Source organism: Legionella erythra (genome assembly GCF_001467615.1).
Lineage (GTDB): Bacteria > Pseudomonadota > Gammaproteobacteria > Legionellales > Legionellaceae > Legionella_C > Legionella_C erythra.
The window spans coordinates 73,224-97,097 of sequence record NZ_LNYA01000001.1 but is presented as its reverse complement, the minus strand read 5'-3'; the positions used below and the strand labels follow the sequence as shown (position 1 = coordinate 97,097).

Below are 23,874 nucleotides of genomic sequence, written 5' to 3'. Positions count from 1 at the left end.
ACGATACCACTGCCACCTCCCCCTGGGTAGCCTTAAGTCTTCATTTCCGGATGGACTATGTTAAAATCTTTAATTTTATCAGTACAGGCAAAACCAATGGATAAGACGTATTCCCCCCAGGCGATCGAGCAGGCTTGCTATGAGAAATGGGAAAGTCAGCATTATTTCAAACCCCAGGGAGAAGGAAAAAGCTATTGCATCATGCTGCCGCCGCCCAATGTGACGGGCAGTTTACATATGGGCCATGGCTTTCAACATACGTTGATGGATACCCTGACCCGCTATCAACGCATGCGGGGAGCGAAAACTCTGTGGCAACCGGGTACGGATCACGCGGGGATTTCCACCCAGTTAGTCGTCGAACGGCAATTGGAGAGTCAGGGACTTTCCCGCAAAGACATGTCTCGTGAACAGTTTCTTGAAAAAGTCTGGCAATGGAAAGAAGAATCAGGCAGCCAGATTACCCGGCAAATGCGCCGCATCGGCTCATCCGTCGATTGGACCCGTGAACGTTTCACCATGGACGAAGGCCTGTCCGCCGCCGTTCAAAAAGTGTTTATTCAACTGTATGAGGAAGGATTAATTTATCGCGGCACACGCCTCGTCAACTGGGATCCAAAACTCGGCACTGCCGTGTCTGATCTTGAGGTGCTCGCCGAGGAGGAAGATGGATTTCTATGGCATATCCGTTACCCGGTAGTCAACTCCAATGAATCCCTGGTAGTAGCCACAACCCGCCCGGAAACCTTGTTAGGGGATGCCGCCGTCGCCGTTCATCCTGACGATGAACGCTACCGCCATTTAATTGGTCAATCCGTGCATTTACCCCTGTGCGATCGGGAAATTCCCGTCATCGCCGATGAGTACGTAGAAAAAGACTTTGGCAGCGGCTGTGTAAAAATCACGCCGGCTCATGATTTTAATGATCATGAAGTCGGCAAACGCCATGACCTGCCCCTGATTAATATTTTCACCCGAAAAGCCACCATTAATAAAAACGCCCCTGTCGCCTACCAGGGCATGGATCGTTTTGTCGCCCGCGAACAAATCATCAAGGATTTGCAGGCAGCCGGTTTATTGGTAAAAACGGAACCCCATAAACTCAAGGTCCCCCGCGGTGAAAAATCAGGCGTTATTATTGAGCCCTTGTTGACTGATCAATGGTATGTCAAAACCAAACCGCTGGCAGAGCCCGCGATTGAGGTGGTTAAATGTGGCGACATCCGCTTCGTTCCTGAAGCCTGGAATAAGACCTACTTCCAGTGGATGGAAAACATCGAAGACTGGTGCATTAGCCGCCAACTCTGGTGGGGGCATCGTATTCCTGCCTGGTATGACAGTCATGGGCATGTGTATGTGGGTTACAGCGAGAATGATGTCCGCTTTAAATATAAAATTGATGATTCCATGCCGCTGAAACAGGATGAGGATGTCCTTGATACCTGGTTCTCTTCTGCCCTGTGGCCTTTCTCTACCTTAGGCTGGCCAGAGCGCACCCCGGAATTTGAGCAATTTTACCCCACGTCGGTTTTAGTCACCGGCTTTGACATCATTTTCTTCTGGGTCGCCCGCATGATCATGATGGGACTCAAATTCACGGGCAAAATACCGTTCAAGGACGTCATCATCACCGGCTTAATCCGCGACAGCGAAGGCAAAAAAATGTCGAAATCCAAGGGTAATGTCCTTGATCCCATTGACATCATTGACGGCATCGATCTGGAAAGCTTGGTCGCCAAGCGCACATCCAACATGATGCTGCCCTCCCTGCGCGATAAAATCGCCAAAGCCACCCGCAAGGAATTTCCAGAAGGCATAAGCGCTTACGGAACTGATGCACTGCGCTTCACGTTTTGTTCACTGGCATCCACCGGTCGCAATGTTCGCTTTGATATGGGGCGCGTGGAAGGGTATCGTAATTTCTGCAATAAATTATGGAATGCCGCACGCTACGTGCTGCTGAATACCGACGAAGATCAGATTGATCTCGGCGATGGCGCATTCCAATACAGTCCGGCGGATCTATGGATTTTGTCACGCCTGCAACGCACCATTGCAGAGACCAATCATTATTATGAAACCTACCGCTTTGATTTGCTGGCCAATGCCCTGTATGACTTTGTCTGGCATGAATACTGCGACTGGTATCTGGAATTATCCAAGCCGGTCCTGTATGCGGAACAGGCTTTGGCCGCCATGAAGCGAGGCACTCGCCGGACGTTAATTCATGTCCTTGATCAGATTCTACGCCTGCTGCATCCGATTATGCCTTTTATTACAGAAGGAATATGGCAGCGCACCGGTAAATTAATCAGCCAAAACGGTGAAAGCGGCGAGAGTCTGATGCTGAGCGCTTATCCCCAGGTGGCGGAGAACTACATCAATGACGAACTGGAAGCAGAGCTTGAATGGCTGAAAGACGTGATTCAATCGATTCGTACCATTCGAAGCGAAATGTCGATTTCACCGGCTAAATTAATTTCTCTGCATTTAAAAAATGCCGATGATGTCATCAAAAGCCGACTGGACAAATACGCGTCCATTCTTCTGTCTTTAGGCAAACTCACCAATATTCATTTCTTAAGCGAGAATGAACCGATTCCAGTCTCGGCTTCTGCGGTCGTTGGTAGTCTGGAATTGTTAATCCCCATGGCCGGCTTGATTGATAAAAATGCGGAGTTGTCTCGTCTGCAAAAGGAAATCGGTAAACTGGATAAGGACATTCAGCTGGCTGAAAGCAAGCTGAATAATCCTAACTTTGCCGACAAGGCCCCGGCTGACATCATTGCCAAAGAAAAGGAGAAACTCACTCAGGCAAAAACAGCCAAAGATAAACTCCTCGCTCATCAAAAGACAATAGAGACCTTATAAGTCCTATTGTCTTTTCTGGTGTAGAGGCATTTGGCTATTTGCCTAATTTCGCGCGTTTTATGCGCGGAATCCAGACCTCTTGATTCACCTTCCGATGGATGCTGTGCATAAAGCACAGCACGTCGTCGAGAACCTTGTTGTACCCGACACGTTGATCAAGACCTGTCCTTAAAAACGGACAAAGGTAATTCGACCGCCTCCTTCAAGATAAGCGCGTTTGATTTGTTTAAAATCATCGCAATGCAATTGGCTGCGCAGTTCGCTCAGCAGATCCTCGGTGGTAATGTGCGTACGCCTCAATTCCTTGTCGCACAACTCACCCTGTTCAATCAAGACTCGTGGCCTGCCCTTAAAAAATCGCTCCAGATTTTTAGAATAACACGTCACTACCGCTATCAGGCGGTGTAAAAAAATAAGGGTGAGTAGTGCAGTCACTGTCGATAATAATGAAGGCGAACCATGAATACCTCGGCTGATGAGGCCGCCCAGGATGATGATTAACAGGTAATCAAACGTGGTTCGCAGACTATATCGCCTGTTCCCGTAACGAATAATAAGAATACCCAGTAAAAATAAAATAGTGCTTCGCCCGATTACATAAATAAAAGCAGGATTGGTATTGAGGTTATCCATCAACTGCACACTGGTCATCCTTGATTCCTTTTTAACGAAAAATTATCTTATTTTATCGTGATAACAGCGTATAAAAAAAGCAATTGGTTAACACCTTTTCACGGAGATTAACGCTACTTTTGCAAAATATTTTGTATATTTTTTGGACAAAATCATTCTCGTGAACTATACTAAAAATGAAGGATACGCGAGACTTCATGTCTCGACGAACTTCACAAAAGCCACCTCGTGTGGCTTTTGTCTTATTAAGAAATGCTATTTTAGTCAAATACTTACCTGAACAATTACTATTATTTTCGCTAAAAAAATCATAAAAAGAAATAATAGAAAACAGGAGAATAATTATGGATAATTTTTTGGTGCTTGTTGCTAACGCCTCAAAAGCCAATTTTTATGTACTGAAATTGCAAAATTCCAACACGATTTTTTCATTAAAAAACGTATTTGTCCACCCGGAAAGTCAGGAAAAGCGAAGCGAATTGATTGCCGATCGCCCCGGGCATTATCAAAGTGATTATGGCACGGGCGGGGCGTATGAATACCGTAGCGATCCCAAAAAGGTGGAAAAAAATAAATTTGCTCAGGAGTTGGGTCATTATATCAATGAGACCATACACAATGGCACGAAACTGATTATTATCGCCCCATCCACATTCTGGGGGATGCTCGATAAAGTACTCAATAAAACGGCCTTAAATGGACTGTATCGTCTCATACAAAAGGATTACACCCAATACAGTGAACAGGCGCTTAAAGAGCTTGTTCTTCATGCAGTCAAAACCCCAGCATTATAAACCAAGGAGAAACACATGGACCAGTGTATCGTTTGCGGTAATCATTACCACAATTGCTTTGAGGTTCGCCAACAGGGAACCCGTTATCTGTTTGATTCCTTTGAATGCGCCATTCAAAAGTTGGCCCCGATATGCTCACATTGCTCCTGCCGCATCATCGGCCATGGTGTGGAAGCAGGAGGCAAGTATTTTTGCTGTGCGCATTGTGCACATGAAAGCGGCGTGACCGACGCGACAGACCACGTGATGGAACACGAAGAATAAGTTTAGCCTTCACCTGGATTTGCAAAAACGTTGCGGGCTGAATGGCGCGGGATTCAGCAGAGGCTCTTCCTGAAGCAGCATTTCAGCCAGCAACCGTCCGGTAACTGGCCCCAATGTCAAACCATGGTGCCCATGACCAAAAGCGAGCCACAATTTGGCGTGACGCGGAGCAGAACCGATGATCGGCAACATATCCGGCGTGCACGGCCTGCATCCCATCCAGGGGGAGGCTTCCAGTCTTTCCGTAATGGGGAACAGTTGACGAGCCACCGGTTCAACGGCCTGCAATTGTAAGGGTGTTCTTTGCGCATCAAGCCGGGCAAATTCAGCACCGGTCGTCAAACGAATACCTTGCGTCATGGGAGCGAGCAAATACCCTTGCTCAACATCCAATACCGGATGATGGAGAAAAGTACCTTCTTCTTTGCCGTAATGCATATGATAGCCTCGTTTTATCCCCAGCGGAAAACGATAACCTAAACGTGCACACAGGATTTGGGACCACGGCCCCAGGCAGATGACTACCGAGTCAGCCCGGATGATGCCCTCTTCGGTCTGCAGACGCCAACCTTCGGCTAAAGAAAACGCATCCCCCAGAAAAAAGCGTCCTCCCAATCGTTCAAAATAGGCGGCATATCCTGCTACCAACGCCTTGGGGTCATTAACTGTTTCTGCACCGCTATAGCGTAAGGCACCTAATAATGAATGCTTAAGATGAGGCTCGAGCCGTTGCAGCGCCGGGGCATCCAGCGCATCAAACTGCACGCCAAACTCGGCCATCAGGCGTTCAGTGAAACGGGTTTCACTGTCTTGTCGCCTGGCTGTTCTAAACAGCTTAAGCCAACCTCCGCTTTTTAATGCCTGCCGACAACCGGCACTGTCAGCCAGGGCATGATGCTCCTTCACACTATGCTCGATGAGGGTCGCATAATCACGTGCAATCGCTGCATGACGTGAGGGTTTGGAATAAAACCAGTACTTCCATAGAAAGGGAGCGAGCCTTACCAGATCTCGCCAATGATAATGTACATCCGGGGAGCGGTTCAGCGCGTATTTAGCGAATAAAGCCATGTCGCGGGGAAACGCATAGGGATAGACCCCCTCGCGCTGAATTAATCCGGCATTGCCATACGAGGTTTCACTGCCCGGGTATTTGACATCCACCAAGGCTACAGCTTGCCCCCGTTTTTGCAGATGGGCCGCCACAGACACCCCTATAATGCCAGCACCTAGAACCAAGCAATCAAACTTCATCAGCGTGATTATCCCAAACGTCGATTTTTAAAATTATATACCGCCTCGTGCATGGATAAAACCGCCCATCGGCCTTGCTGGCTATTTTATCGTTGATGGTGAATTAAGCGGGCAAATTGTTTAAAATAGCATCTTTTTTTAAACCGAGTTCCTGTATGCAAGATAAGCAAGAAGAAAAAATAGACAGTTTTTCACCCGTTGTTTATGCCCCTGCCGCTTTTTTAACCTTGTCATTAGCCCTGTATAGTTCCATGCGCAAAGGCAATTACCGTGTTGCACTTGAATTTTACAAACGCGGGGGCGGAGGCTTCAATTTTTATCAGGGCAAGAAGCGCCTGGCTGGTGTGGATTACCATCCTTTTTGGGATAAAAAATCAGGCGAATTGGTTACCCGTTTACATTATCATCGCGGTGAAGGCGAAGAAATTAAAAAGCACCGTCCCTATGATGGTTGGTAAATCATGACCGGTCCGTGCCAGTAATGTATTTCTGATTTAACTTAATCACTAACGAGCTGATAAGGATAAGAATCACGCCAATGATGATTAAGGTGATGGGCCAGCCCAGAGTATCCGGGAAATGCTTGCCGGTAAAATAACCAATGTATAATAAGGTTGCCAGAGTCGAAATCACCAGCAGCGTACGGTTTTTAGCCGCTATGGCCACGAAAATCATGGCACAGGTGAGTCCCAGGTAGAAAATTTCATAAGGCTCATTTCGGACGATATCGAACGTGACAGTAAAAAAAGCCAATGAGGCAATAAAAAACAGCAGGGACGCAATGGCCTGATAGGGTGAATGATTAATAACCCAGGTAACACAAAGCAGTGAGACGCTAAGCACCAGCCAGGCTGTACGGTAAGGCACCTCGAGCAAATCAAAAGCGGCAACGAAAAAACTTAAACTGAACATGACTGTGGTGAACAGCAAGACTGTTTTTCGCGTGGCCAAAAAGACTAATCCCTGCTGCAGCATGAAAATCAAACTGACCAATAACACCCCTTTGGAGGGGTTGTCGACTTCGGCGTATTCGCTTAGAAAAACAGCGATACCAATGGGTTGGAGTAAGGCCGCAATCAAAAACAGTGGCGTAGCGGCCCGCTCATAATGGATAAAACGCGTACAGGTAATGCCCATGACAAAAAGGCAAAAGCCAACGCCCAAGGTCAGCATGATGCGGCTCGGTACGGTGATATCCGACCATTTCATGGCGATGAAAATACAAATCCCGGCGAAGATTAAAATGCCGCCCAGGTAACCCAGCATGTTTTTAAGGATTTGGCTGGATGCTTCCTCCTGTTGCTGCTTAAGCGGGGATTTGAAGGCAGAAGCGATTTCATCAGGGGTTAAATGATGCCGTTTGGCAATCGTCACGATTTCGGTTAAAGCCTCATCGCGGTTCATGGTATGACCCAACCAATGAATTGCACATAACCGGGATAATAATAACCACGGTTATCACTGCCCAGAAGTTTGATGCACTGGCCACCCTTACGAAGGCACGCCTGGTTATTGTAACTACCCCCCCATAATAATTGACCAAATAACCCGCCCGAATTGGAATAGCCACGATAAGACAATTGATAGCCGTCCGGCGATTGAAGTGTTGTATCCAGTTTCATTCCCTTTGTTGCGTCCACAGGCTGCTCCACCATGCCTTGCATGGTTTGAGCGTTGCTTGGAAACGGAAACGCTAATTCACGCACTGTCTGGGTTTTTGCCTCATACAGATACAGTTTTTTCCAGCCATAGGCATTGACGTTGGCACTTTTCGTGTATTGCGCCGTCAGAATCCCGTTTTTAACCACCAGGTTAACGTTAACCGGTGCGGCGGCACTGGAGGAATAATCCTGGATGGCAAAAACCATATCATAACGCGGCGGATCGCGGACAACCGTCGGAATCAGGGTTGACAGCATGAAGATAACCATCAGCAAGACTGGCAATACCAAACCAATGATTAACAGCAGATTGTGTTTAACCCATTCGCCGCGGCTTGCCATATCATGATCCTGGCTGTCCTTATCCAAGTTAGTATCAGTATACTATCAAATCCTCTATTCTGCTTTTGAGGGATGGCCGTTTCTGACGACACGATGCTGTATCCACCAGGCTAACAGCAAGCTGGATACCATGCCGAGCACAATGCCATAGGCTTGCCAACCATCACTGACAATACTTAAGGCATCTGGCGTATGCAAAATAGAGAATGGAACCGCTAAAATCACATCGACCAGGGCAGAACCGGCCACCAGCCCGCAGGCAATTAACACACCCGTTTGTTTGCGCTGATTTCGTTCCTCGCCAATAATGGCTTTGCGCGTGAGTTGCCAACGTACGAAAAGTGCAATCATCCCGCCCAAGAACAGAGGAAACGATGAGGCAATGGGTAAATACATGCCAATTGCGACACCCAGAATGGAAATATGGATAAACCGTTCCAAACGAAACACCCGGTTAATGATGATAAGGGACAGGATAATGGCTGCGCCGACAAACATCATCGTCCAGGGCAAGGTATTACGAAAAACTGCTTCGGTAATCGCTGCCATCAAGGCCGCTGTGGGTGCCGGTAAGGATTGACCGGGATCCATGCCTTCATGAGGCATGACCCCGGCAATGCCATATACATCAAAAAGAATTTGCATGACGGGTGGGATTACCAGGGAAGAAATCACGACCCCCAATAACAACATCACCTGTTGACGCCAGGGTGTCGCCCCGACCAGTTGGCCGACTTTTAAATCCTGGGTATTGTCATTGGCAATGGCCGCAATGCCGGTCACCACTGAACCGATAATAATGGTGATGGCTTCCGCCGCCCGGATTTGCCCATTGGTGAGCGGCAAAGGCAGGGTATTGTTGACAATGGTTAACAGCAACCAGGCTGCAAACAGCATACCTGCAATTACGACGGAACTGCCAGGACTTGCCGTCACCCCAACCATGCCGGAAAAATACCCGGTTATCACTGAAAACAAAAAGCCGATGACTAAAACATAAATGACGGCTGCAAAAACCAGGGTTGGGGCAAAATCACTGTCAAGGCCTGCCTCGTCTAAAGGAAAAATGAATTGAAAGAATAAAAACAGCACCGCGGCCATGATTAAGATCCCGATTAAAATATAGGGCATGGGAATATCACGATCGGTCCGCGGTAACTGGGATTCCGCGTGATTTTTAGCCATGAAGGCACGAAAGGAAATGTGCATGCTTTTCGCCAAGGGCTTAATTAATTTCAGGAAAGTCCAGGTCCCTGCAAACAGCATGGCGCCAATGCCCATGTATCGCATTTCACTGTTCCACAACATGACAGCGGCCTTCTGGGCCGGGTAATGGGCAACAAATTGAGGATAAAACTGACTGGCAATGGGTAAAGCCACCAACCAGGAAATAATGGCGCCCAAAAAAATGCAAATGGCCATTTCATGCCCGACCAAGTAACCGGCGCCTATCATTGTCGCTGAAAAACCGGCCCCAAACCCGAAGAGCGAGCGCTTGGCGACAAACCAGAAACTCCAGTTACTGGCGATGATTTTAAACCCGGTTTGCAACAGCTCCAGTAAACCGCCAATCGCCCCGCCAATGAAGATATCCTTAATGCCCGAGCGCTCCGCCGACGATTTTAAAACTTCAGCAATGGCACGACCCTCCGGAAAACGCAACACAGGCTCATTGACCAATACCCGGCGCAGAGGAATTGAAAACAGCACGCCGAGTATGCCGCCGCAGACAGCTATAAAAAAGTTAGTCAGGTAATCAAAACCTTGCCAATACTGGATAATAATCAACGCCGGAATCGTATAAACAATGCCCCCTGCCACAGCCTCGCCCGCCGAAGCGGCCGTTTGCACCGCATTGTTTTCAAGAATGGTCGCATTTTTAAACAGACGCAAAATGCCCATGGAAATAATGGCTGCAGGAATGGATGCCGACGTTAAAATGCCCAATTTTAATGCGAGATATGCATTAGACATCGCCAAAAGCACCGTCAAAACAATGGCGAGAATGACACTGCGTACGGTTAACTCCGCTATCTTTTCATCCGCACGGATATACGAACCATTCGTTGTCATTAATTACCCCACACCGCTTTGGTTACATCAGAACGCATGGCGTCTTGCATGACCGCCAGAGGAATTGTGACTGTTTGCGGTCCATACACATAGGCTGCCACTTGATAGGGATCAAATACGATGGAAATACCCTTTGAGTTGAAGTACCAGTTTTTGTAATTATCCGCGACCGCCTTGGTCCCCTCCCGTAACCACTGCTCATCCTCATTGATGGCTTTCTTTTTAATCGCTTCATAAGAATAATCAGCCATCGTTTGCAGGGCGTTGGTGTTTTCTTTAAATAATTCAGCCAGGCTAACGGGTTTGCCATTGATAAAATTCAGGGTCTGGACGGTATTATTGGGGTGCGCGGCGCCACGACGATAGGCTGAGATGGAGAACAGGACGCTGACAGCCTGCTTATTTTCAAAGGCTACCTTATAGGTAATGGTCAAACCATCTTTGCCCGGTACATCAGCCGGGAGATTTTGCGCATCCGGATCCGGTTTTTCAAACGATTGCCGGATAGTTTGAATCAGGTGTTCAATGGTCGCATTAATTTGCGGATTGGCAAATCCCTGGGGGTACTGGATATCAATAACCTGTTTGGCATTTTCATTTTTAATGGTCACGGCTTTCAGCGTAACCGCATGCGGTTGCGGGGAAGCAGCTCCGGCCGTGCCTGCGGCTAACAACGCAATAAGAATAAATTTTTTCATGCCTGAAGCTCCTGTGTCGTTGTTGAATGAGTAAGCCACTTGCCCGCAATCATGGTTCGTTGCGGTACAGGGAAACCAAAATGATAACACAAAACCGCGCTGTCATTGACGGACCATTGGACCAGATCCGCCTGCAAACCGATTTGAATACTGCCCAGTTCATCAGCGAGGCCCAAAGCGCGAGCCGCCTGAAAGGTCACGCCAGCCAGCGCCTCCTGCACCGTCAGTGAAAAAAACCGGCAAGCCATGCTTAACATGAGCAGCAGGGATGTCGTGGGCGACGAGCCGGGATTGCAATCTGTGGCCACGGCCATCCCCACACCGGCCTGCCGCAAGAGGTCGACGGGCGGTGCTTTTTTTTCGCCTAGAAAATAAAACGCTCCGGGCAGTAATACCGCCACGGTACCCTGACGCGCCATGGCTGCGGCGCCGTCTTTGTCCAGGTATTCCAGATGATCACAGGACAAGGCCCCCATACGGGCAGCCAGTTGACTGGCACCCAGCAGGGACAATTGTTCAGCATGGCATTTGATGGGCAAAGACAATTCCTGGGCTTTTAAATAAATCTGCTCGGTTTGCTGCAGGGTAAAACCGATGGTTTCGCAGAATACATCCACTGCATCCACCAGACCTGAATCAACTGCCGCCGGCAACACTTCGTTGATGAGATAATTCACATAGCCCTGGGCGTTGCCCTTGTATTCTAAAGGAACCGCATGGGCCCCTAAAAAGGTCGTCTTCACTCGCATACCGGTCAATTGCCCAAGACGGCGGGCGACCCGCAGCATTTTCAGTTCATTTTGCAAATCAAGGCCATAGCCCGATTTAATCTCGACCGTGGTAATACCCTGCTGCTGCATGGCCTTAAGCCTCTGCAACGATTGTTCCAGCAATTCCTGCTCGGAGGCGGCACGTGTCTGTTTTACGGTGGATACAATCCCGCCGCCTGCCGCAGCAATTTCTGCATAAGTCGCACCCTGCAGGCGTTTTTTAAATTCATCTGCCCGGTTTCCAGCGTAAACCACATGGGTGTGGCAATCGATCAAACCCGGCGTCACCAGTTGGCCCTGGCAATCTTCAATTTGTCTCGCCTGCCGATAATGGGCGGGCAAACCGTCTGCCGCACCGCACCAGCATATGCGCCCATCGGCAATGGCAATGGCTTGAGCCGCCTGTTCTTCGCCGCCGGCGTTAATGGTTGTAACATTCATTAACAGGATGTCGCAGGTCATGATTATTCCCACTCCGGCACATGGTGGGGTGGGAATAACCAGGACGCATGATGGGACTTGTCATAAATATCCCATTCTTGTGACACATAAGTGAGTGGATTAATCTCAAGCAGCAGCCAGGCTAAGAACGCAGCGACTGTTTCCACTGAAACCAGGCGGTTTTGCTCATACAGGTTTTTAAAGAAATCAACTTTCTCGCTTTCCATGAATTGCGACTCGCGAATGAGCCGCTGCATGTCGGTATCAATGATGCCTGGCATGACGCTGGCAAAAGCCGTTTTTTCACATTCAAGCTGCCAGCAGCGCGTCAGCATCGAAAGCCCGGCTTTGGAAACACAATAAGCCGCCCAGCCGCTTACTGGAAAATAAGCCACGCCAGAGCCAATGTGCAAAACGCGACCACCTTGAAGTTTGTGCAATAACGCCTGGCTCAAGAAAAGCGGAGCATTGAGGTTAGTGGCGAGCGTTTGCTCCCAGGCCGCTTCATCAATCACGGATATCGGCATGATGGGCTCAATCATGCCGGCATTGTGGACCAAGCCTTCAATTAACGGCACGTGATTTAAAGCCGCGGTAATACGGGCTCGGCCTTCGCTAGTGGACACATCGGCATTACAGCCTATAATCAACGAGGAAAACTGCGCGGTTTCGGCTAATTGCTGCTCTCGACGTCCTATCGCCAACACGGATTTTCCACGACTGGCGAGCTCAAAGGCCAGGGCACGACCAATGCCGCTGCCGGCACCTGTAATGACAAACATGGTCCTCTCCGGGTGTAATCAAATTGCAGATGATAGCAGACCTGGTTTGGCTAAGCACGAATTGTCTTTAACGCCGCAATTTAAAAAAAAGCGCATACCCTTTATCATGGTGAGATACAGTATCCAAGGAGACAGGATGTTAGCCGGCATTTCCCATTATATACCCCCAAGCCCCTCACTCTGGCGGCAAGGGCGAACCGACAGTTTAGCCGGGGAGCGTTTTTTCCAGCATGTGACCTGCATTGATATTCAGTCGCGATCGCTTCCTGACCAACCGGGTACTGTGATTGCAGGTTTTGCCAGTGATGAGGGCATCCGCCGCAATCTCGGGCGCACCGGCGCAAGCCAGGGCCCTCAATGTCTTCGTCAGGAACTGGCCAAACTGGCCTGCCACTCCCCGTTGTCAATCTTTGATGTCGGCGACATTGCACCCAGAAGCGAGTTGGAACAGGGCCAACAGCAATTGGCCGCACTGCTTGATTATTGCCATCAGCGAGGCTTTAAAACCCTGGCTTTAGGCGGCGGCCATGAAATAGCCTGGGGACATTATCAGGGACTGAGCCGGCATTACCCGCGACTTGGCATCATTAATTTTGACGCCCATTTTGATTTGCGCATCCCCCACCAGGGCAGTACGTCGGGTACGCCCTTTCAACAAATCGCTGAATATTGTCAGCAAAAACAACGTCCCTTTGATTATTGCTGTCTCGGAATCCAGCCTTTGGCCAATACAGAAAGCTTGTTTAGCCTGGCCAATAAGTATAAAGTCTCCTATCTGACGGCGGCACAAATGAGTCAAAACAGCTTCGCCTGGCAAACGGCCTTTCTGGATGATTTTATGCTGAATCACGAAGCGATTTATTTGTCCGTTTGTCTTGATGTGTTTGCCGAAAGTTTTGCTCCCGGGGTCAGTGCGCCTCAAGCCTTGGGTTTAACCCCCTGGCAGGTTTTACCCCTGTTGAAATACATTACGCAAACTGGCAAAGTGGTAAGTATCGACATAGCCGAATTATCGCCCTCGCTTGATCAGGGACAAAAGACGGCCCGATTGGGCGCAGCACTTGCGGCCCATCTTCTCGAATTTAATTAATGCAAGGAGTGTTACGAATGAAAAAATCCATGCTGTGTGCAGGATTACTGACTATTTTAGGCACATCAGATTACGTCAACGCGGCCGATCCCGCAACGGTAACAACAACTCCACCCCCGATTCAGGGTTCTAATACCCCCACGGAAGGGACGACCCAGCCCAACACGAATATCACCCAACCTATAAGTTCCGGTGTCCCGCAACCCACTACGCCGGGTGCGACCCAACCCACCACATCGGGAACCCAGCAACCGCTGCCAACTCAGGCCACACAGCCGAGCACGTCAGGCACACCGCAACCGACAACCCCCGGCGCTACCCAACCGACTACCTCCGGCTACCCGCAATCGACCACTCAACCGACGGTTCAGCCTGAAACTCAGAATCAGAATACGACAACACAACCGGTAACCGTGACGCAACCTTCAGCCGCCGTTGCACCCACTAATCTGGATTGCAATTATAAAATCCCGGCGACAACGACAACCATCGAAGAGGCCTTGGTCTCCAAGTGGGCTGAACATGCAGCCGAACAGGCCTTTGATTTCGATTTCAATACCATTGATACGCAATTGTCCGCGTTAAAAAATTGTTTCACGGATCAGGGATGGCAAAGTTTCAATGACGCCCTGCAAAAATCCGGCAATCTCAATGCTATCCGTACGGAAAAACTGACGGTGAGCAGCATGGTCGATGGCACGCCCACGGTGACTGCGATAAAAGACAACCAATGGAAAGTTACGCTGCCTTTGCAGGTCGTTTATCAAAATGAGAAAGAAAAATTAAACCAGCCCTTAACCTTGAGTCTGATTGTGGGCCGTAAAATCACGGGCGACCTCGGCATCATGCAAATGATTGCCATGCCGCGGCAACCCATGACCAATGCCCCCACCGATGCCACGGCGACAGATTCGGCTACTCCGACGCCGCAACCAGCTCAAACAACCACCAATCCAGCCACTAATCAATAAAAGTAATCTCGAAGCGCATTCCGGATGAATGCGCTTCCCTTTTTATGAGATCATTATGCGCTATCCAATCATTACCGTTTGTTGTTTAGCCAGTTTCAGTACTCAAGCCAACGTCTTACAATATTTTGCCGGCATCAGCTACAGCAACCCGGCTGAGTTATTCAAAGTCAAAAAAAATGAAGTCATTATCGGCGGCAGCGGTTTTTATATTGATGCCCGCTTTTCAGGAAGTGTGTTAAATTTTAATACCTTTCAATACGGCAACGGCAGCAGCGACTCCAAGCGGGTCAGTCTTCTGCCTTATGGCCGCATTGCCAAACGCGTGGACAGTAAAATGGTTTTTGCGGTGGATATCACCGAACCCTTCCATTCCAACCTGGTTTGGGGCGCGCGCGACTTTACCCGCTATGCCTCCACCGAAACCTTAATGACCGATGTCGACGTCAGCCCGCGTTTTTCTTACAGTATTACCCCCAAACTGTATGCTGGCGGCGGCTTGAACTTTAATTTCCTGAAAAACAATGAAACCAACTGGGCACTGCCGATTAGCCCAACTCAATCCAGCACACTGATTAACCGCACCGCCGGTTTTGGCGTGGGGTATAACACCGGCTTGTACTACATGATAAATCAGACCAATTTCTTTGGCTTGGCCTATTACGCTTCGATTAAACAAAAAACCAAAGGGGAAAGTTTGCTCAATGGCATGGTCAATCCCAACCTGCAATTCAATTTCCGCATGCCAGCCACGACTATTTTTAATTACGTGCATATTTTCAATCCCACGTGGCTGGTGAGTTTGCAGGCCTTCCGTACGGAATGGAATGCGAATCAGTTTGCCAAAATCCGCAATACAGCCGCCCCGCCGCCGGTGGGACCTGATTTCACCTTTGTCATGAAGTATGATCCCTCCTGGGCTTTCGCCGGCGCTCTGCGTCGTCAGATGTCTGAAAAACTGGGCTTAACATTCATTGCCATTCAGGATAATGGCCCCGAGCAGGATCGCCTGCGAACCATTAATTTCCCGTCCGATACCATTTACTTTGGCGGGTTGGCGGCCGATTACCGAATTGGCAAAAACGCAACGGTGGAATTACTGTATGCCAGAGTTTTTTCCAAAACCCTGTTTAATAATACGGTCAACGTGAATAATCAACCCATCCCCTTTACAACCGGACGGGTTCGCATCCACGCTGACGTGGTGGATTTGAGGTTGAAAATTCAGGCTTAATTCACCTTTTTCTCATCTTCATCGGCATATGGCAGAATAGTAACCTGTGTGCCGATGGTCATGAATTGTTCATTTAACCATTTGGCTGCACTGGGGAATACACGAACGCAACCGTGGCTGGAATTGCCATAGGGCACCTCATAAGCCGCATGAACGGTATAACCCTGGTAGAAATACATGCAATAAGGCATTTTTGCCCCGCCTTTGGTATCTACCGGGTATTCACCGGAACGGCATTCCAAACCGCGCTTGTTGTAAACTTTGAACGTACCGGTGACCGTACGGCAAGGCTCGCCCACATCTTCACAGAAATCCTGGCCGCCTGACGCCGCACCCGTCATTACACGATTACCCTCTTCGTCGTAAGCCGCCCAGGCATAGGCCTTGGGATCAAAAATAAATTGTTTTTTGCCGGTAGCGGGCGCCTTTACAGGAAAATAATCACGGCCGCGCTTATCCCTTAAATAATGAATAGTGCGATGCACATAGCCATTATCATCGGTAATTAAAGTTGACTCATCCATTTCCACGCACCCGGTGAGTGCAACAGAGGCGACAGACAAGCCTGCCCAAAACAACTTATTCATGGTAAAAGATTCTCCCGCTTGGAATCAGGCCTGTTTTTTCAGGCCCGGTTTATACTAATTTTTCTTATCACACCTTGTCAGGCACTTAAACGACGATACTTGATCCGGGTGGGTCTGGCGGCTTCATCGCCCAGACGGCGCTTTCTATCCGCTTCATAATCACTGTAATTCCCTTCAAAAAAGACAACCTGGGAATCACCCTCAAACGCCATCAGATGCGTACATATTCTATCCAGGAACCAGCGATCATGTGACACAACAATTGCACATCCCGGGAAATTTAAAATCGCTTCTTCCAGGGAACGCAGGGTTTCCACATCCAAATCGTTACTGGGTTCGTCAAGCAAAAGCACATTGCCGCCGCTCTTAAGCAGTTTGGCCAGATGCACGCGATTACGCTCCCCGCCGGACAGCTGGAACATTTTTTTCTGCTGATCAGCGCCTTTAAAATTAAAGCGCCCCACGTAAGCTCGCGAGGGCATCTGAAAGCTGCCAATCTGCATGATATCGTGACCATTGGAAATTTCTTCCCAGACTGTCTTGTTATCATCCAGATGATCGCGCATCTGATCCACATAAGCGAGATTCACCGTGTCACCGATGATGATTTCACCGCTGTCAGGGTTTTCCCTACCGGTAAGCATCTTCAGGAAAGTGGATTTCCCCGCGCCATTAGGACCGATGATACCTAAAATACCGCCTTTGGGTAATTTGAAATTCAAATCGTCAATTAACAGCCGATCGCCAAACGCTTTACGCACATGACTTCCCTCGATGACCAGGTCACCTAAGCGCTCACCAGGAGGAATATATAACTCATTGGTTTCATTGCGCTTCTGGAATTCTTTAGAATTCATTTCTTCAAACCGGGCAAGACGCGCTTTATTCTTGGCATGACGGCCTTTGGGTGAGGTGCGAACCCATTCCAGTTCGGCCTTGATGGCCCGCTCATGGGCAGCCTGTTGTTTTTCTTCCATGGCCAAACGCGCTTCTTTCTGCTCAAGCCAGGCGGTGTAATTGCCTTTGTAAGGAATACCCTCCCCTCTATCCAGTTCAAGAATCCATTCCGCCGCATTATCCAGGAAATAGCGATCGTGGGTAATGGCGACGACTGTGCCCGGGAATTCTTCAAGATAACGTTCAAGCCAGGCCACACTTTCGGCGTCAAGATGGTTAGTCGGTTCATCGAGAAGCAGCATGTCGGGATTGGATAACAACAATCGGCAAAGGGCTACGCGGCGCCGCTCTCCTCCCGACAGTTGGCTGATGACCGCGTTCCAGTCCGGCAGACGCAAGGCATCGGCTGCCACATCCAGCCGCCGGTCCAAATCCCAGCCACCATGCGTTTCAATGTAATTCTGCAAATCGCCCTGCTTGGACAGCAGGTCATTCATTTCGTCATCACTCATGGGTTCGGCAAAGCGCATGCTGATTTCATCAAACTGACGCAGTTTGTCTTTAATTTCGCCCACGCCTTCTTCAACCACATCGCGCACGGTTTTGTTTAAATCAAGCTCAGGTTCCTGGGCCAGATAGCCAATTTTGGTGCCGGGTTTGGGCCGAGCCTCGCCGTTAAACTGGGTATCAACCCCTGCCATGATGCGTAACAAGGTGGATTTACCAGAGCCGTTTAAGCCGAGGACGCCAATCTTGGCGCCTGGGAAAAAACTCAAGGAAATGTCCTTGAGAATAACCCGCTGGTTCTCCACGACCTTGGTCACCCGATTCATTGTAAAAATATAATCCGACATTCATTCCCCGCTTATTATCAAACGCTGGCCCGCAAGGTAAACCAAAAACCCCGATTACTCAAGCCATGCACGTTGTGAATGGTTTAATTCCAGTCAAGAATCACTTTGCCTGATTGCCCCGAGGCCATAATCTGGAAAGCATCCTGGTACTGATCCACAGGGAAATGATGAGTAATCACGGGTTCAATATTCAAACCGCTTTGCAGCATGGCAATCATCTTGTACCAGGTTTCAAACATTTCACGCCCGTAAATGCCTTTCATCACCAGGCCTTTAAAAATCACCTGATTCCAGTCAATCGGAGTTTCCTGCGGTGGAATGCCAAGGATAGCCACATGCCCGCCATGATTCATAGCGCGAACCATATCATTTAACGCCATGGGATTGCCTGACATTTCAAGGCCGACATCAAAACCTTCGGTCATGCCCAATTCCTCCATCACATCCTTGATGTTTTGGTATTTCACATTGATGGCGCGGGTCGCACCCATTTTCCGGGCTAATTCCAGGCGGTGATCATTGACATCGGTAATCACCACATGACGTGCGCCGATGTGCCTGGCAATGGCCACAGCCATGATGCCGATTGGGCCTGCTCCGGTAATCAGTACATCTTCCCCCACCATATCAAAAGCCAGGGCGCAATGGGTGGCATTGCCGAACGGATCGAGTATGGACGCCTGATCCGCCGTAATGTTATCCGGCAGAACCAGCACATTACTGGCAGGGAGAGAGAGGTATTCGGCAAAACATCCGGGACGATTGACACCAACGCCCAGCGTGTTGCGGCAAAGGTGGCGCTTGCCCGCACGGCAATTACGGCACATACCGCAGGTGATGTGGCCTTCGCCTGATACACGCTGACCGGCCTTCAAGCCTTTCACCTCTGAACCGACCTCAGCGATGACGCCATAAAATTCATGGCCTACGGTCATCGGGACAGGGATAGTGGCCTGCGCCCATTCATCCCAGGAATAAATGTGAATATCAGTCCCGCAAATGGCTGTTTTTTCAATTTTAATTAACACGTCATTGACGCCATACTCAGGCACTGGAACATCTTCCATCCAGATACCCGGTTCTCTTTTTGCCTTCACTAATGATTTCATTGAGTTCCACCTAATGCGTTAACAACACAAACTGTTTAAATAATACCTAATTCTTTACCCACTTTCCCAAATGCTGCAATGGCTTTATCCAGATGGACAATCTCATGAGCAGCGGACATTTGGGTACGGATTCTTGCTTTACCCTTTGGTACAACCGGGTAAGAAAATCCGACGACATAAATCCCTTCGTTAAGTAAACGTGACGCCATTTCGCCTGCCAGGGCAGCATCACCCAACATCACCGGAATGATCGGATGTTCGCCAGGAACCAGGGTAAAGCCCAGTTGGCTCATTCCGTCACGGAAATAGCGGGCGTTGCGTTTTAATTTGTTGGCCAACGCCTGATTGGCGGAGAGCAGTTCCAGCACTTTAATGGACGTATCGGCAATGACTGGCGCTAATGTATTGGAAAACAGGTAAGGCCGTGAACGTTGGCGCAGCCAGTCGACAATGACGGCGTTGGCGCTGGTATACCCGCCGGAAGCCCCGCCAAGGGCTTTGCCCAGCGTACCGGTGACGATATCAATCCGCTCAGCCACCCCGCAATACTCCGGCGTGCCGCGCCCAGTCTCGCCCATAAAACCGACAGCATGCGAATCATCGACCATGACCATGGCATCGTAGCGATCCGCCAGTTCGCAGATCGCTTGCAGATTTGCAATAATGCCATCCATGGAAAAAACGCCATCAGTGGCAATCAGACGGAAGCGGGCATTTTTAGCCTCAATCAGCCTGGCTTCCAAATCGCTCATGTCATTGTTGTTGTAACGGTAACGGGCGGCTTTGCATAAGCGGATGCCGTCAATGATGCTCGCATGATTCAGCGCATCGCTGATGATGGCATCCTCAGGTCCAAGGAGGGTTTCAAACAACCCGGTATTGGCATCAAAACAGGACGAATAAAGAATCGTGTCTTCCTTGCCGAGGAAACGGCTGATGGCGTGCTCCAGTTGTTTATGGGGCGTCTGGGTGCCGCAAATGAAACGTACGGAAGCCATACCATAGCCATATTTCTCCAGGGCCTTTTGCCCTTCGGCGATTAATTGCGGATGATTGGCCAACCCCAGGTAATTGTTGGCGCATAAGTTAATGACTTCTCTGTCTTGTACTTCAACCGCTGCCTGCTGTTGACTGCTAATCACACGTTCTGATTTATACAAACCTTCCTTTTTAAGCGTATCAAGCTCGGATTGCAGGTATTCAGTAAATTGTTCAAGCACAACACTCTCCCAGGTTTAAAAAATTGAGAAATGATAGCAAATTTTAGACAAATTCACCATGAAATCATGCACAATTACCGCTTAACACTGTGCAAAAAAAAGCGAATGCCGCGCAGCTCCCTGCTGCAACAGACTGACGCTTACCGCTAAAGGCTTTGTTATTTCATTTTTTATTTCAACAGTATAAACAGCCATACCTTCCTATCGAAGGTAAAAAATTACTTAATCATTTAAATAGACACTTGAACCATCGCACCTTTTCGCAATTCTTGCTAAAATGTCCGCAACGCTTTAACCTAAACAGCTAAGGTAATGGTAAGTACTGATGAGTAGCCAAAACGCACGAATTAATATGATCAAACAGCAGCTTCGTACAGGCGATGTCCTTGAAGAAGCCATTCTCGACCTCTTTGACATGTTTCCGCGTCACGAGTTCGTGCCGCCAGTCATGAAAGAATTTGCCTATTCCGATATGCAGATTCCACTGGCCCACGAGCAACGGATGATGACCCCGCTGGAAGAAGGCACGCTGCTGCAGGCATTAGCGCTGGATGGTCACGAAACAGTACTCGAAGTGGGTACGGGTTCTGGGTATTTTACCGCGCTGTTAAGCCGCCTGTGTCAGAAAGTCATCAGCGTCGATTATTATGCCGATTTTACGCAAGAAGCCCGCACCAAACTCGAAAAATACCATTGTCATAATGTCGAATTCATCACCGGCGATGGCAGCCGCGGCTGGCTGGATAAGGCACCTTACGATGTGGTGTTGCTGACTGGTGCAATCGATGCGGTGACTGAAACCCACCGCCTCCAGGTTTTGCCCGGTGGAAAGCTCTTCGCCATTGTTGGCCGGGACCCGGTCATGCAAGGCCGTCTGTACACCCTGGATCATCAGGGCAACTGGTCGGATCGGTTGTTGTTTGAAACCAATCTTCCGCCCTTAATTGACAAATTAAAACCCAAAGAATTTGTTTTCTAGGATGCTGACCGCATGAAGAAAAAATTACTTTTATGCTTTACGTTGGTTACCGGTATCACTCAGTCTGTTCATGCGACGGATTTGATGGATATTTACCAGCAGGCTCTGGAAAACGATCCAACCTTCAAGGAAGCATATAGTACTTACATGTCGAGCAGTGAGGCGATTCCTCAGGCACGCGCCGCCTTGTATCCGCAGGTGACGGTCGGGGGGACTACCGGCCGTAATGTACAGGACGTGACCACCCTTGCCCGTATTCAGGAAACGTTTAACAGCAATCAATGGACAGTAACCGCCTCGCAGGCTGTATTTAACTACCAGGCCTGGTCGCGTGTGCAACAGGCAAAAGCGTCGGTCAAAGCCGCACAAGCCACGTTTAATGATGCGGCTCAGGATTTGATTGTACGCACGGCCAAGGCCTATTTTGACGTGCTGTTTGCCAAAGACACACTGAATTTTGCCGAAGCCAAAAAGCGCGCGAACAAACGCCAGCTTGAGCAGGCCGAGCAACGGTTTAAAGTGGGCCTCGATGCCATCACCTCTGTTTATGAAGCAAAAGCTGCCTATGACCAGTCCGTCGCCGAGGTTATTTCCGCCCGCAATAACCAGATTAACCAAAACGAGAATCTGCGGAAATTAACCAACCACGTGTATGAATTTTTAGCCCCTCTGCGCGACAGCCGCATCCCATTGATAAGACCGGAACCGGACAATGTGGACGAATGGGTTGATACCGGGCTTAAACAAAATTACCGCCTTTTTTCCGCCAAATTCGGCTTGCAGGCTGCCCATGAAAACATCCGGGCTAATGCGGCAGGCGCCTGGCCAACGCTGGCGATTCAAAGCAATGCCCTGCAAACCCATAACAGCGGCGGTTCGACGTCTTTCTTCGTGCCCCAGCGCCAAACGACAGCCAACGTTGCCCTGGCCCTGAATTTTCCTGTTTTTCAAGGCGGTCTGGTCCAATCACAAACCCGCCAGGCCCAGTACGATTATCAAACATCCAGTGAACAGCTTGAGCAAACTTACCGCGATGTTGTAGTCAATAGCCGCATTGCCTTTAACACCATTGTGGATGGCATCAGCAAAGTGAAAGCCGACCGCCAAACCGTGATTTCTCAACAGAACTCCCTGGAAAGTACCGAAGCCCAATTCCAGGTAGGAACACGCACCATGGTGGATGTTGTTAACGCACAACAACGCCTGTTTGAAGCACAGGAACAATTGGCCCGCGATCAATACAATCTGATCAATGCCATGTTGCAGCTTAAATACCTGGCTGGAACGCTGAATGTGAATGATCTGGAGGAAGTCAATTCCTGGTTGTCAACCTCACGCGTTGCCGGCTTTCCCCCATCGCAAGCGGTTCCTGATACCCATCACTAGTTTATTATTAGGTTGTTAAATGATGTCCACCACGCCCTCTCAAGTTGAAAAAAAATTATTGCATTATACCGGCAAGGCTATTGCTGATTTTAATATGATCCAACGCGGCGATCGCGTCATGGTCTGCCTGTCAGGCGGTAAAGATTCGTTCACCCTGCTGACTTTGCTGCATACGCTGCGCAAACGCTCCAACAATAAATTCGACGTCTTTGCCTTTACCCTTGATCAGGCTCAGCCGGGTTGGGATGACAGCCGCCTGCGCCAGTGGCTCTCCGAAAGAAACATCCCGCACGAAATTCTGACCCGCGATACCTACAGCATTGTGAAAGAAAAAATTCCTGAAGGAAAAACTTACTGTTCACTGTGCTCACGGTTAAGACGGGGGATTATTTACCGTTATGCGGAAGAACATGGCTACACTAAGATTGCCCTCGGACACCATCGCGATGATTTAATCCGTACCCTGCTGATGTCCATTCTATATAACGGTGATACACGCTCCATGCCGCCCAAATTATTGAGCGACAATAAAAAACACATCGTCATCCGCCCTCTCTGCTATGTTCAGGAACGCGACATCATTACCTTTGCGAACGAGCAGGCTTACCCGATTATCCCCTGTAATCTTTGCGGTTCGCAGGAAAATTTAATGCGCAAACGCGTGGGTAAACTCATCGATCAATTGGCAGAAGAAAACCCCAAAGTACCCAGTAATATTTTGCATGCCCTGCAAAGCATTAAACCCAGCCAGCTCATGGATCAGGACTTGTGGCATTTTAAAAACCTGGAGAAAGAATTAATCACTGACACGTTACGGGAAACAGATGCTGTGTTTTCTCATGATGAATTGCCAGACCCGGAAGAAAACGAAGCTGTTTTTTAGCATGACATCAGGCGTCTTTCCCTGTAACCTGTAGGATGGCGTGTCATTCTTTATGTAAAGTAATTTTACTTTACTGTAAAGGCT

The 23,874-nt window shown here is 49.0% G+C and carries 22 protein-coding genes; 10 read left to right on the top strand and 12 right to left on the bottom strand.

The annotated features are described in order from the left end of the window. The first annotated feature begins 96 nt into the window (after nucleotides 1-96). Nucleotides 97-2,871, top strand: coding sequence for a valine--tRNA ligase (locus Lery_RS00450; RefSeq protein WP_058525354.1), 2,775 nt, complete (start codon nucleotides 97-99; stop codon nucleotides 2,869-2,871). Between the two features lie 168 nt (nucleotides 2,872-3,039). On the opposite strand, the gene Lery_RS00445 is transcribed toward Lery_RS00450, so the two are convergent. Next, nucleotides 3,040-3,522, bottom strand: coding sequence for a DUF421 domain-containing protein (locus tag Lery_RS00445; protein ID WP_058525275.1), 483 nt, complete (start codon nucleotides 3,520-3,522; stop codon nucleotides 3,040-3,042). A 326-nt stretch (nucleotides 3,523-3,848) separates the two neighbouring features. On the opposite strand from Lery_RS00445, the gene Lery_RS00440 reads away from it, so the two are divergent. Continuing rightward, nucleotides 3,849-4,298 (top strand): host attachment protein, encoded by a 450-nt coding sequence (locus Lery_RS00440; RefSeq protein WP_058525274.1) that lies wholly within the window; start codon nucleotides 3,849-3,851, stop codon nucleotides 4,296-4,298. 15 nt (nucleotides 4,299-4,313) lie between these two features. Next, the gene (locus tag Lery_RS00435; RefSeq protein WP_058525273.1) at nucleotides 4,314-4,562 is read left to right on the top strand and encodes a hypothetical protein; all 249 of its coding nucleotides are present in this window, start codon (nucleotides 4,314-4,316) and stop codon (nucleotides 4,560-4,562) included. 9 nt (nucleotides 4,563-4,571) lie between these two features. Here the strand turns inward: Lery_RS00435 and Lery_RS00430 are convergent, their stop codons facing one another. Beyond that, a complete protein-coding gene (locus tag Lery_RS00430; protein WP_058525272.1) occupies nucleotides 4,572-5,816 on the bottom strand; it encodes an NAD(P)/FAD-dependent oxidoreductase in 1,245 nt (414 codons plus the stop codon). A gap of 155 nt (nucleotides 5,817-5,971) precedes the next feature. On the opposite strand from Lery_RS00430, the gene Lery_RS00425 reads away from it, so the two are divergent. Then, entirely contained in the window at nucleotides 5,972-6,274 is a 303-nt protein-coding gene (locus Lery_RS00425; RefSeq protein ID WP_058525271.1) for a hypothetical protein, read from the top strand. Nucleotide 6,275: 1 nt separating this feature from the next. Here Lery_RS00425 and Lery_RS00420 read toward each other — a convergent pair whose 3' ends face one another. From Lery_RS00420 to Lery_RS00395, 6 genes are read right to left on the bottom strand one after another with little or no spacing between them, the layout of a single operon-like run. Next, on the bottom strand, nucleotides 6,276-7,220 hold the full coding sequence (locus tag Lery_RS00420) for a DUF2157 domain-containing protein (RefSeq protein WP_058525270.1): 945 nt from the start codon (nucleotides 7,218-7,220) through the stop codon (nucleotides 6,276-6,278). Continuing rightward, entirely contained in the window at nucleotides 7,217-7,846 is a 630-nt protein-coding gene (locus Lery_RS00415) for a hypothetical protein (RefSeq protein ID WP_131750972.1), read from the bottom strand. The genes Lery_RS00420 and Lery_RS00415 overlap by 4 nt, the downstream gene beginning before the upstream one ends. A gap of 27 nt (nucleotides 7,847-7,873) precedes the next feature. Beyond that, on the bottom strand, nucleotides 7,874-9,892 hold the full coding sequence (locus Lery_RS00410) for an OPT family oligopeptide transporter (RefSeq protein ID WP_058525268.1): 2,019 nt from the start codon (nucleotides 9,890-9,892) through the stop codon (nucleotides 7,874-7,876). Further along, the gene (locus tag Lery_RS00405) at nucleotides 9,892-10,590 is read right to left on the bottom strand and encodes a DUF3298 and DUF4163 domain-containing protein (RefSeq protein WP_058525267.1); all 699 of its coding nucleotides are present in this window, start codon (nucleotides 10,588-10,590) and stop codon (nucleotides 9,892-9,894) included. The genes Lery_RS00410 and Lery_RS00405 overlap by 1 nt, the downstream gene beginning before the upstream one ends. Further along, nucleotides 10,587-11,825, bottom strand: a complete 1,239-nt coding sequence (hutI, locus tag Lery_RS00400; RefSeq protein WP_131750975.1) for an imidazolonepropionase — start codon at nucleotides 11,823-11,825, stop codon at nucleotides 10,587-10,589. The genes Lery_RS00405 and hutI overlap by 4 nt, the downstream gene beginning before the upstream one ends. Continuing rightward, nucleotides 11,825-12,583: an SDR family NAD(P)-dependent oxidoreductase gene (locus Lery_RS00395; protein WP_058525265.1), complete on the bottom strand. Its 759-nt coding sequence runs from the start codon at nucleotides 12,581-12,583 to the stop codon at nucleotides 11,825-11,827. The genes hutI and Lery_RS00395 overlap by 1 nt, the downstream gene beginning before the upstream one ends. Before the next feature lie 136 nt (nucleotides 12,584-12,719). On the opposite strand from Lery_RS00395, the gene hutG reads away from it, so the two are divergent. From hutG to Lery_RS00380, 3 genes are read left to right on the top strand one after another with little or no spacing between them, the layout of a single operon-like run. After that, nucleotides 12,720-13,673, top strand: coding sequence for a formimidoylglutamase (gene hutG, locus Lery_RS00390; RefSeq protein WP_058525264.1), 954 nt, complete (start codon nucleotides 12,720-12,722; stop codon nucleotides 13,671-13,673). Between the two features lie 17 nt (nucleotides 13,674-13,690). Then, entirely contained in the window at nucleotides 13,691-14,644 is a 954-nt protein-coding gene (locus tag Lery_RS00385; protein ID WP_058525263.1) for a DotI/IcmL family type IV secretion protein, read from the top strand. A gap of 55 nt (nucleotides 14,645-14,699) precedes the next feature. Then, nucleotides 14,700-15,875, top strand: a complete 1,176-nt coding sequence (locus tag Lery_RS00380) for an OmpP1/FadL family transporter (protein ID WP_058525353.1) — start codon at nucleotides 14,700-14,702, stop codon at nucleotides 15,873-15,875. Here Lery_RS00380 and Lery_RS00375 read toward each other — a convergent pair. The 4 genes from Lery_RS00375 to Lery_RS00360 form a co-directional block, all read right to left on the bottom strand. Then, nucleotides 15,872-16,462: a L,D-transpeptidase gene (locus Lery_RS00375; protein WP_058525262.1), complete on the bottom strand. Its 591-nt coding sequence runs from the start codon at nucleotides 16,460-16,462 to the stop codon at nucleotides 15,872-15,874. The two genes, Lery_RS00380 and Lery_RS00375, sit on opposite strands and share 4 nt — an antisense overlap. 77 nt (nucleotides 16,463-16,539) lie before the next feature. After that, entirely contained in the window at nucleotides 16,540-18,213 is a 1,674-nt protein-coding gene (gene ettA, locus Lery_RS00370) for an energy-dependent translational throttle protein EttA (RefSeq protein ID WP_058525261.1), read from the bottom strand. A gap of 83 nt (nucleotides 18,214-18,296) precedes the next feature. Further along, nucleotides 18,297-19,322 (bottom strand): L-threonine 3-dehydrogenase, encoded by a 1,026-nt coding sequence (gene tdh, locus Lery_RS00365; protein WP_058525260.1) that lies wholly within the window; start codon nucleotides 19,320-19,322, stop codon nucleotides 18,297-18,299. A 35-nt stretch (nucleotides 19,323-19,357) separates the two neighbouring features. After that, nucleotides 19,358-20,542: a glycine C-acetyltransferase gene (locus tag Lery_RS00360; protein ID WP_058525259.1), complete on the bottom strand. Its 1,185-nt coding sequence runs from the start codon at nucleotides 20,540-20,542 to the stop codon at nucleotides 19,358-19,360. A gap of 325 nt (nucleotides 20,543-20,867) precedes the next feature. On the opposite strand from Lery_RS00360, the gene Lery_RS00355 reads away from it, so the two are divergent. The 3 genes from Lery_RS00355 to ttcA are packed head-to-tail and all read left to right on the top strand — an operon-like array spanning nucleotide 20,868 to nucleotide 23,790. Beyond that, on the top strand, nucleotides 20,868-21,521 hold the full coding sequence (locus Lery_RS00355; protein WP_058525258.1) for a protein-L-isoaspartate O-methyltransferase family protein: 654 nt from the start codon (nucleotides 20,868-20,870) through the stop codon (nucleotides 21,519-21,521). A 12-nt stretch (nucleotides 21,522-21,533) separates the two neighbouring features. After that, the gene (locus Lery_RS00350; RefSeq protein ID WP_058525257.1) at nucleotides 21,534-22,907 is read left to right on the top strand and encodes a TolC family outer membrane protein; all 1,374 of its coding nucleotides are present in this window, start codon (nucleotides 21,534-21,536) and stop codon (nucleotides 22,905-22,907) included. Between the two features lie 22 nt (nucleotides 22,908-22,929). Then, complete coding sequence (ttcA, locus tag Lery_RS00345; protein ID WP_065230215.1) at nucleotides 22,930-23,790, top strand: tRNA 2-thiocytidine(32) synthetase TtcA; 861 nt, start codon at nucleotides 22,930-22,932, stop codon at nucleotides 23,788-23,790. Nucleotides 23,791-23,874 lie beyond the last annotated feature (84 nt).

Bases quoted from the DNA above. Each gene is read 5' to 3' on its own strand.
- Lery_RS00450 (WP_058525354.1), top strand. From the start codon at position 97: ATGGATAAGACGTATTCCCCCCAGGCGATCGAGCAGGCTTGCTATGAG.
- Lery_RS00445 (WP_058525275.1), bottom strand. From the start codon at position 3,522: ATGACCAGTGTGCAGTTGATGGATAACCTCAATACCAATCCTGCTTTT.
- Lery_RS00440 (WP_058525274.1), top strand. From the start codon at position 3,849: ATGGATAATTTTTTGGTGCTTGTTGCTAACGCCTCAAAAGCCAATTTT.
- Lery_RS00435 (WP_058525273.1), top strand. From the start codon at position 4,314: ATGGACCAGTGTATCGTTTGCGGTAATCATTACCACAATTGCTTTGAG.
- Lery_RS00430 (WP_058525272.1), bottom strand. From the start codon at position 5,816: ATGAAGTTTGATTGCTTGGTTCTAGGTGCTGGCATTATAGGGGTGTCT.
- Lery_RS00425 (WP_058525271.1), top strand. From the start codon at position 5,972: ATGCAAGATAAGCAAGAAGAAAAAATAGACAGTTTTTCACCCGTTGTT.
- Lery_RS00420 (WP_058525270.1), bottom strand. From the start codon at position 7,220: ATGAACCGCGATGAGGCTTTAACCGAAATCGTGACGATTGCCAAACGG.
- Lery_RS00410 (WP_058525268.1), bottom strand. From the start codon at position 9,892: ATGACAACGAATGGTTCGTATATCCGTGCGGATGAAAAGATAGCGGAG.
- Lery_RS00405 (WP_058525267.1), bottom strand. From the start codon at position 10,590: ATGAAAAAATTTATTCTTATTGCGTTGTTAGCCGCAGGCACGGCCGGA.
- Lery_RS00395 (WP_058525265.1), bottom strand. From the start codon at position 12,583: ATGTTTGTCATTACAGGTGCCGGCAGCGGCATTGGTCGTGCCCTGGCC.
- hutG (WP_058525264.1), top strand. From the start codon at position 12,720: ATGTTAGCCGGCATTTCCCATTATATACCCCCAAGCCCCTCACTCTGG.
- Lery_RS00385 (WP_058525263.1), top strand. From the start codon at position 13,691: ATGAAAAAATCCATGCTGTGTGCAGGATTACTGACTATTTTAGGCACA.
- Lery_RS00380 (WP_058525353.1), top strand. From the start codon at position 14,700: ATGCGCTATCCAATCATTACCGTTTGTTGTTTAGCCAGTTTCAGTACT.
- Lery_RS00375 (WP_058525262.1), bottom strand. From the start codon at position 16,462: ATGAATAAGTTGTTTTGGGCAGGCTTGTCTGTCGCCTCTGTTGCACTC.
- ettA (WP_058525261.1), bottom strand. From the start codon at position 18,213: ATGTCGGATTATATTTTTACAATGAATCGGGTGACCAAGGTCGTGGAG.
- tdh (WP_058525260.1), bottom strand. From the start codon at position 19,322: ATGAAATCATTAGTGAAGGCAAAAAGAGAACCGGGTATCTGGATGGAA.
- Lery_RS00355 (WP_058525258.1), top strand. From the start codon at position 20,868: ATGAGTAGCCAAAACGCACGAATTAATATGATCAAACAGCAGCTTCGT.
- Lery_RS00350 (WP_058525257.1), top strand. From the start codon at position 21,534: ATGAAGAAAAAATTACTTTTATGCTTTACGTTGGTTACCGGTATCACT.
- ttcA (WP_065230215.1), top strand. From the start codon at position 22,930: ATGTCCACCACGCCCTCTCAAGTTGAAAAAAAATTATTGCATTATACC.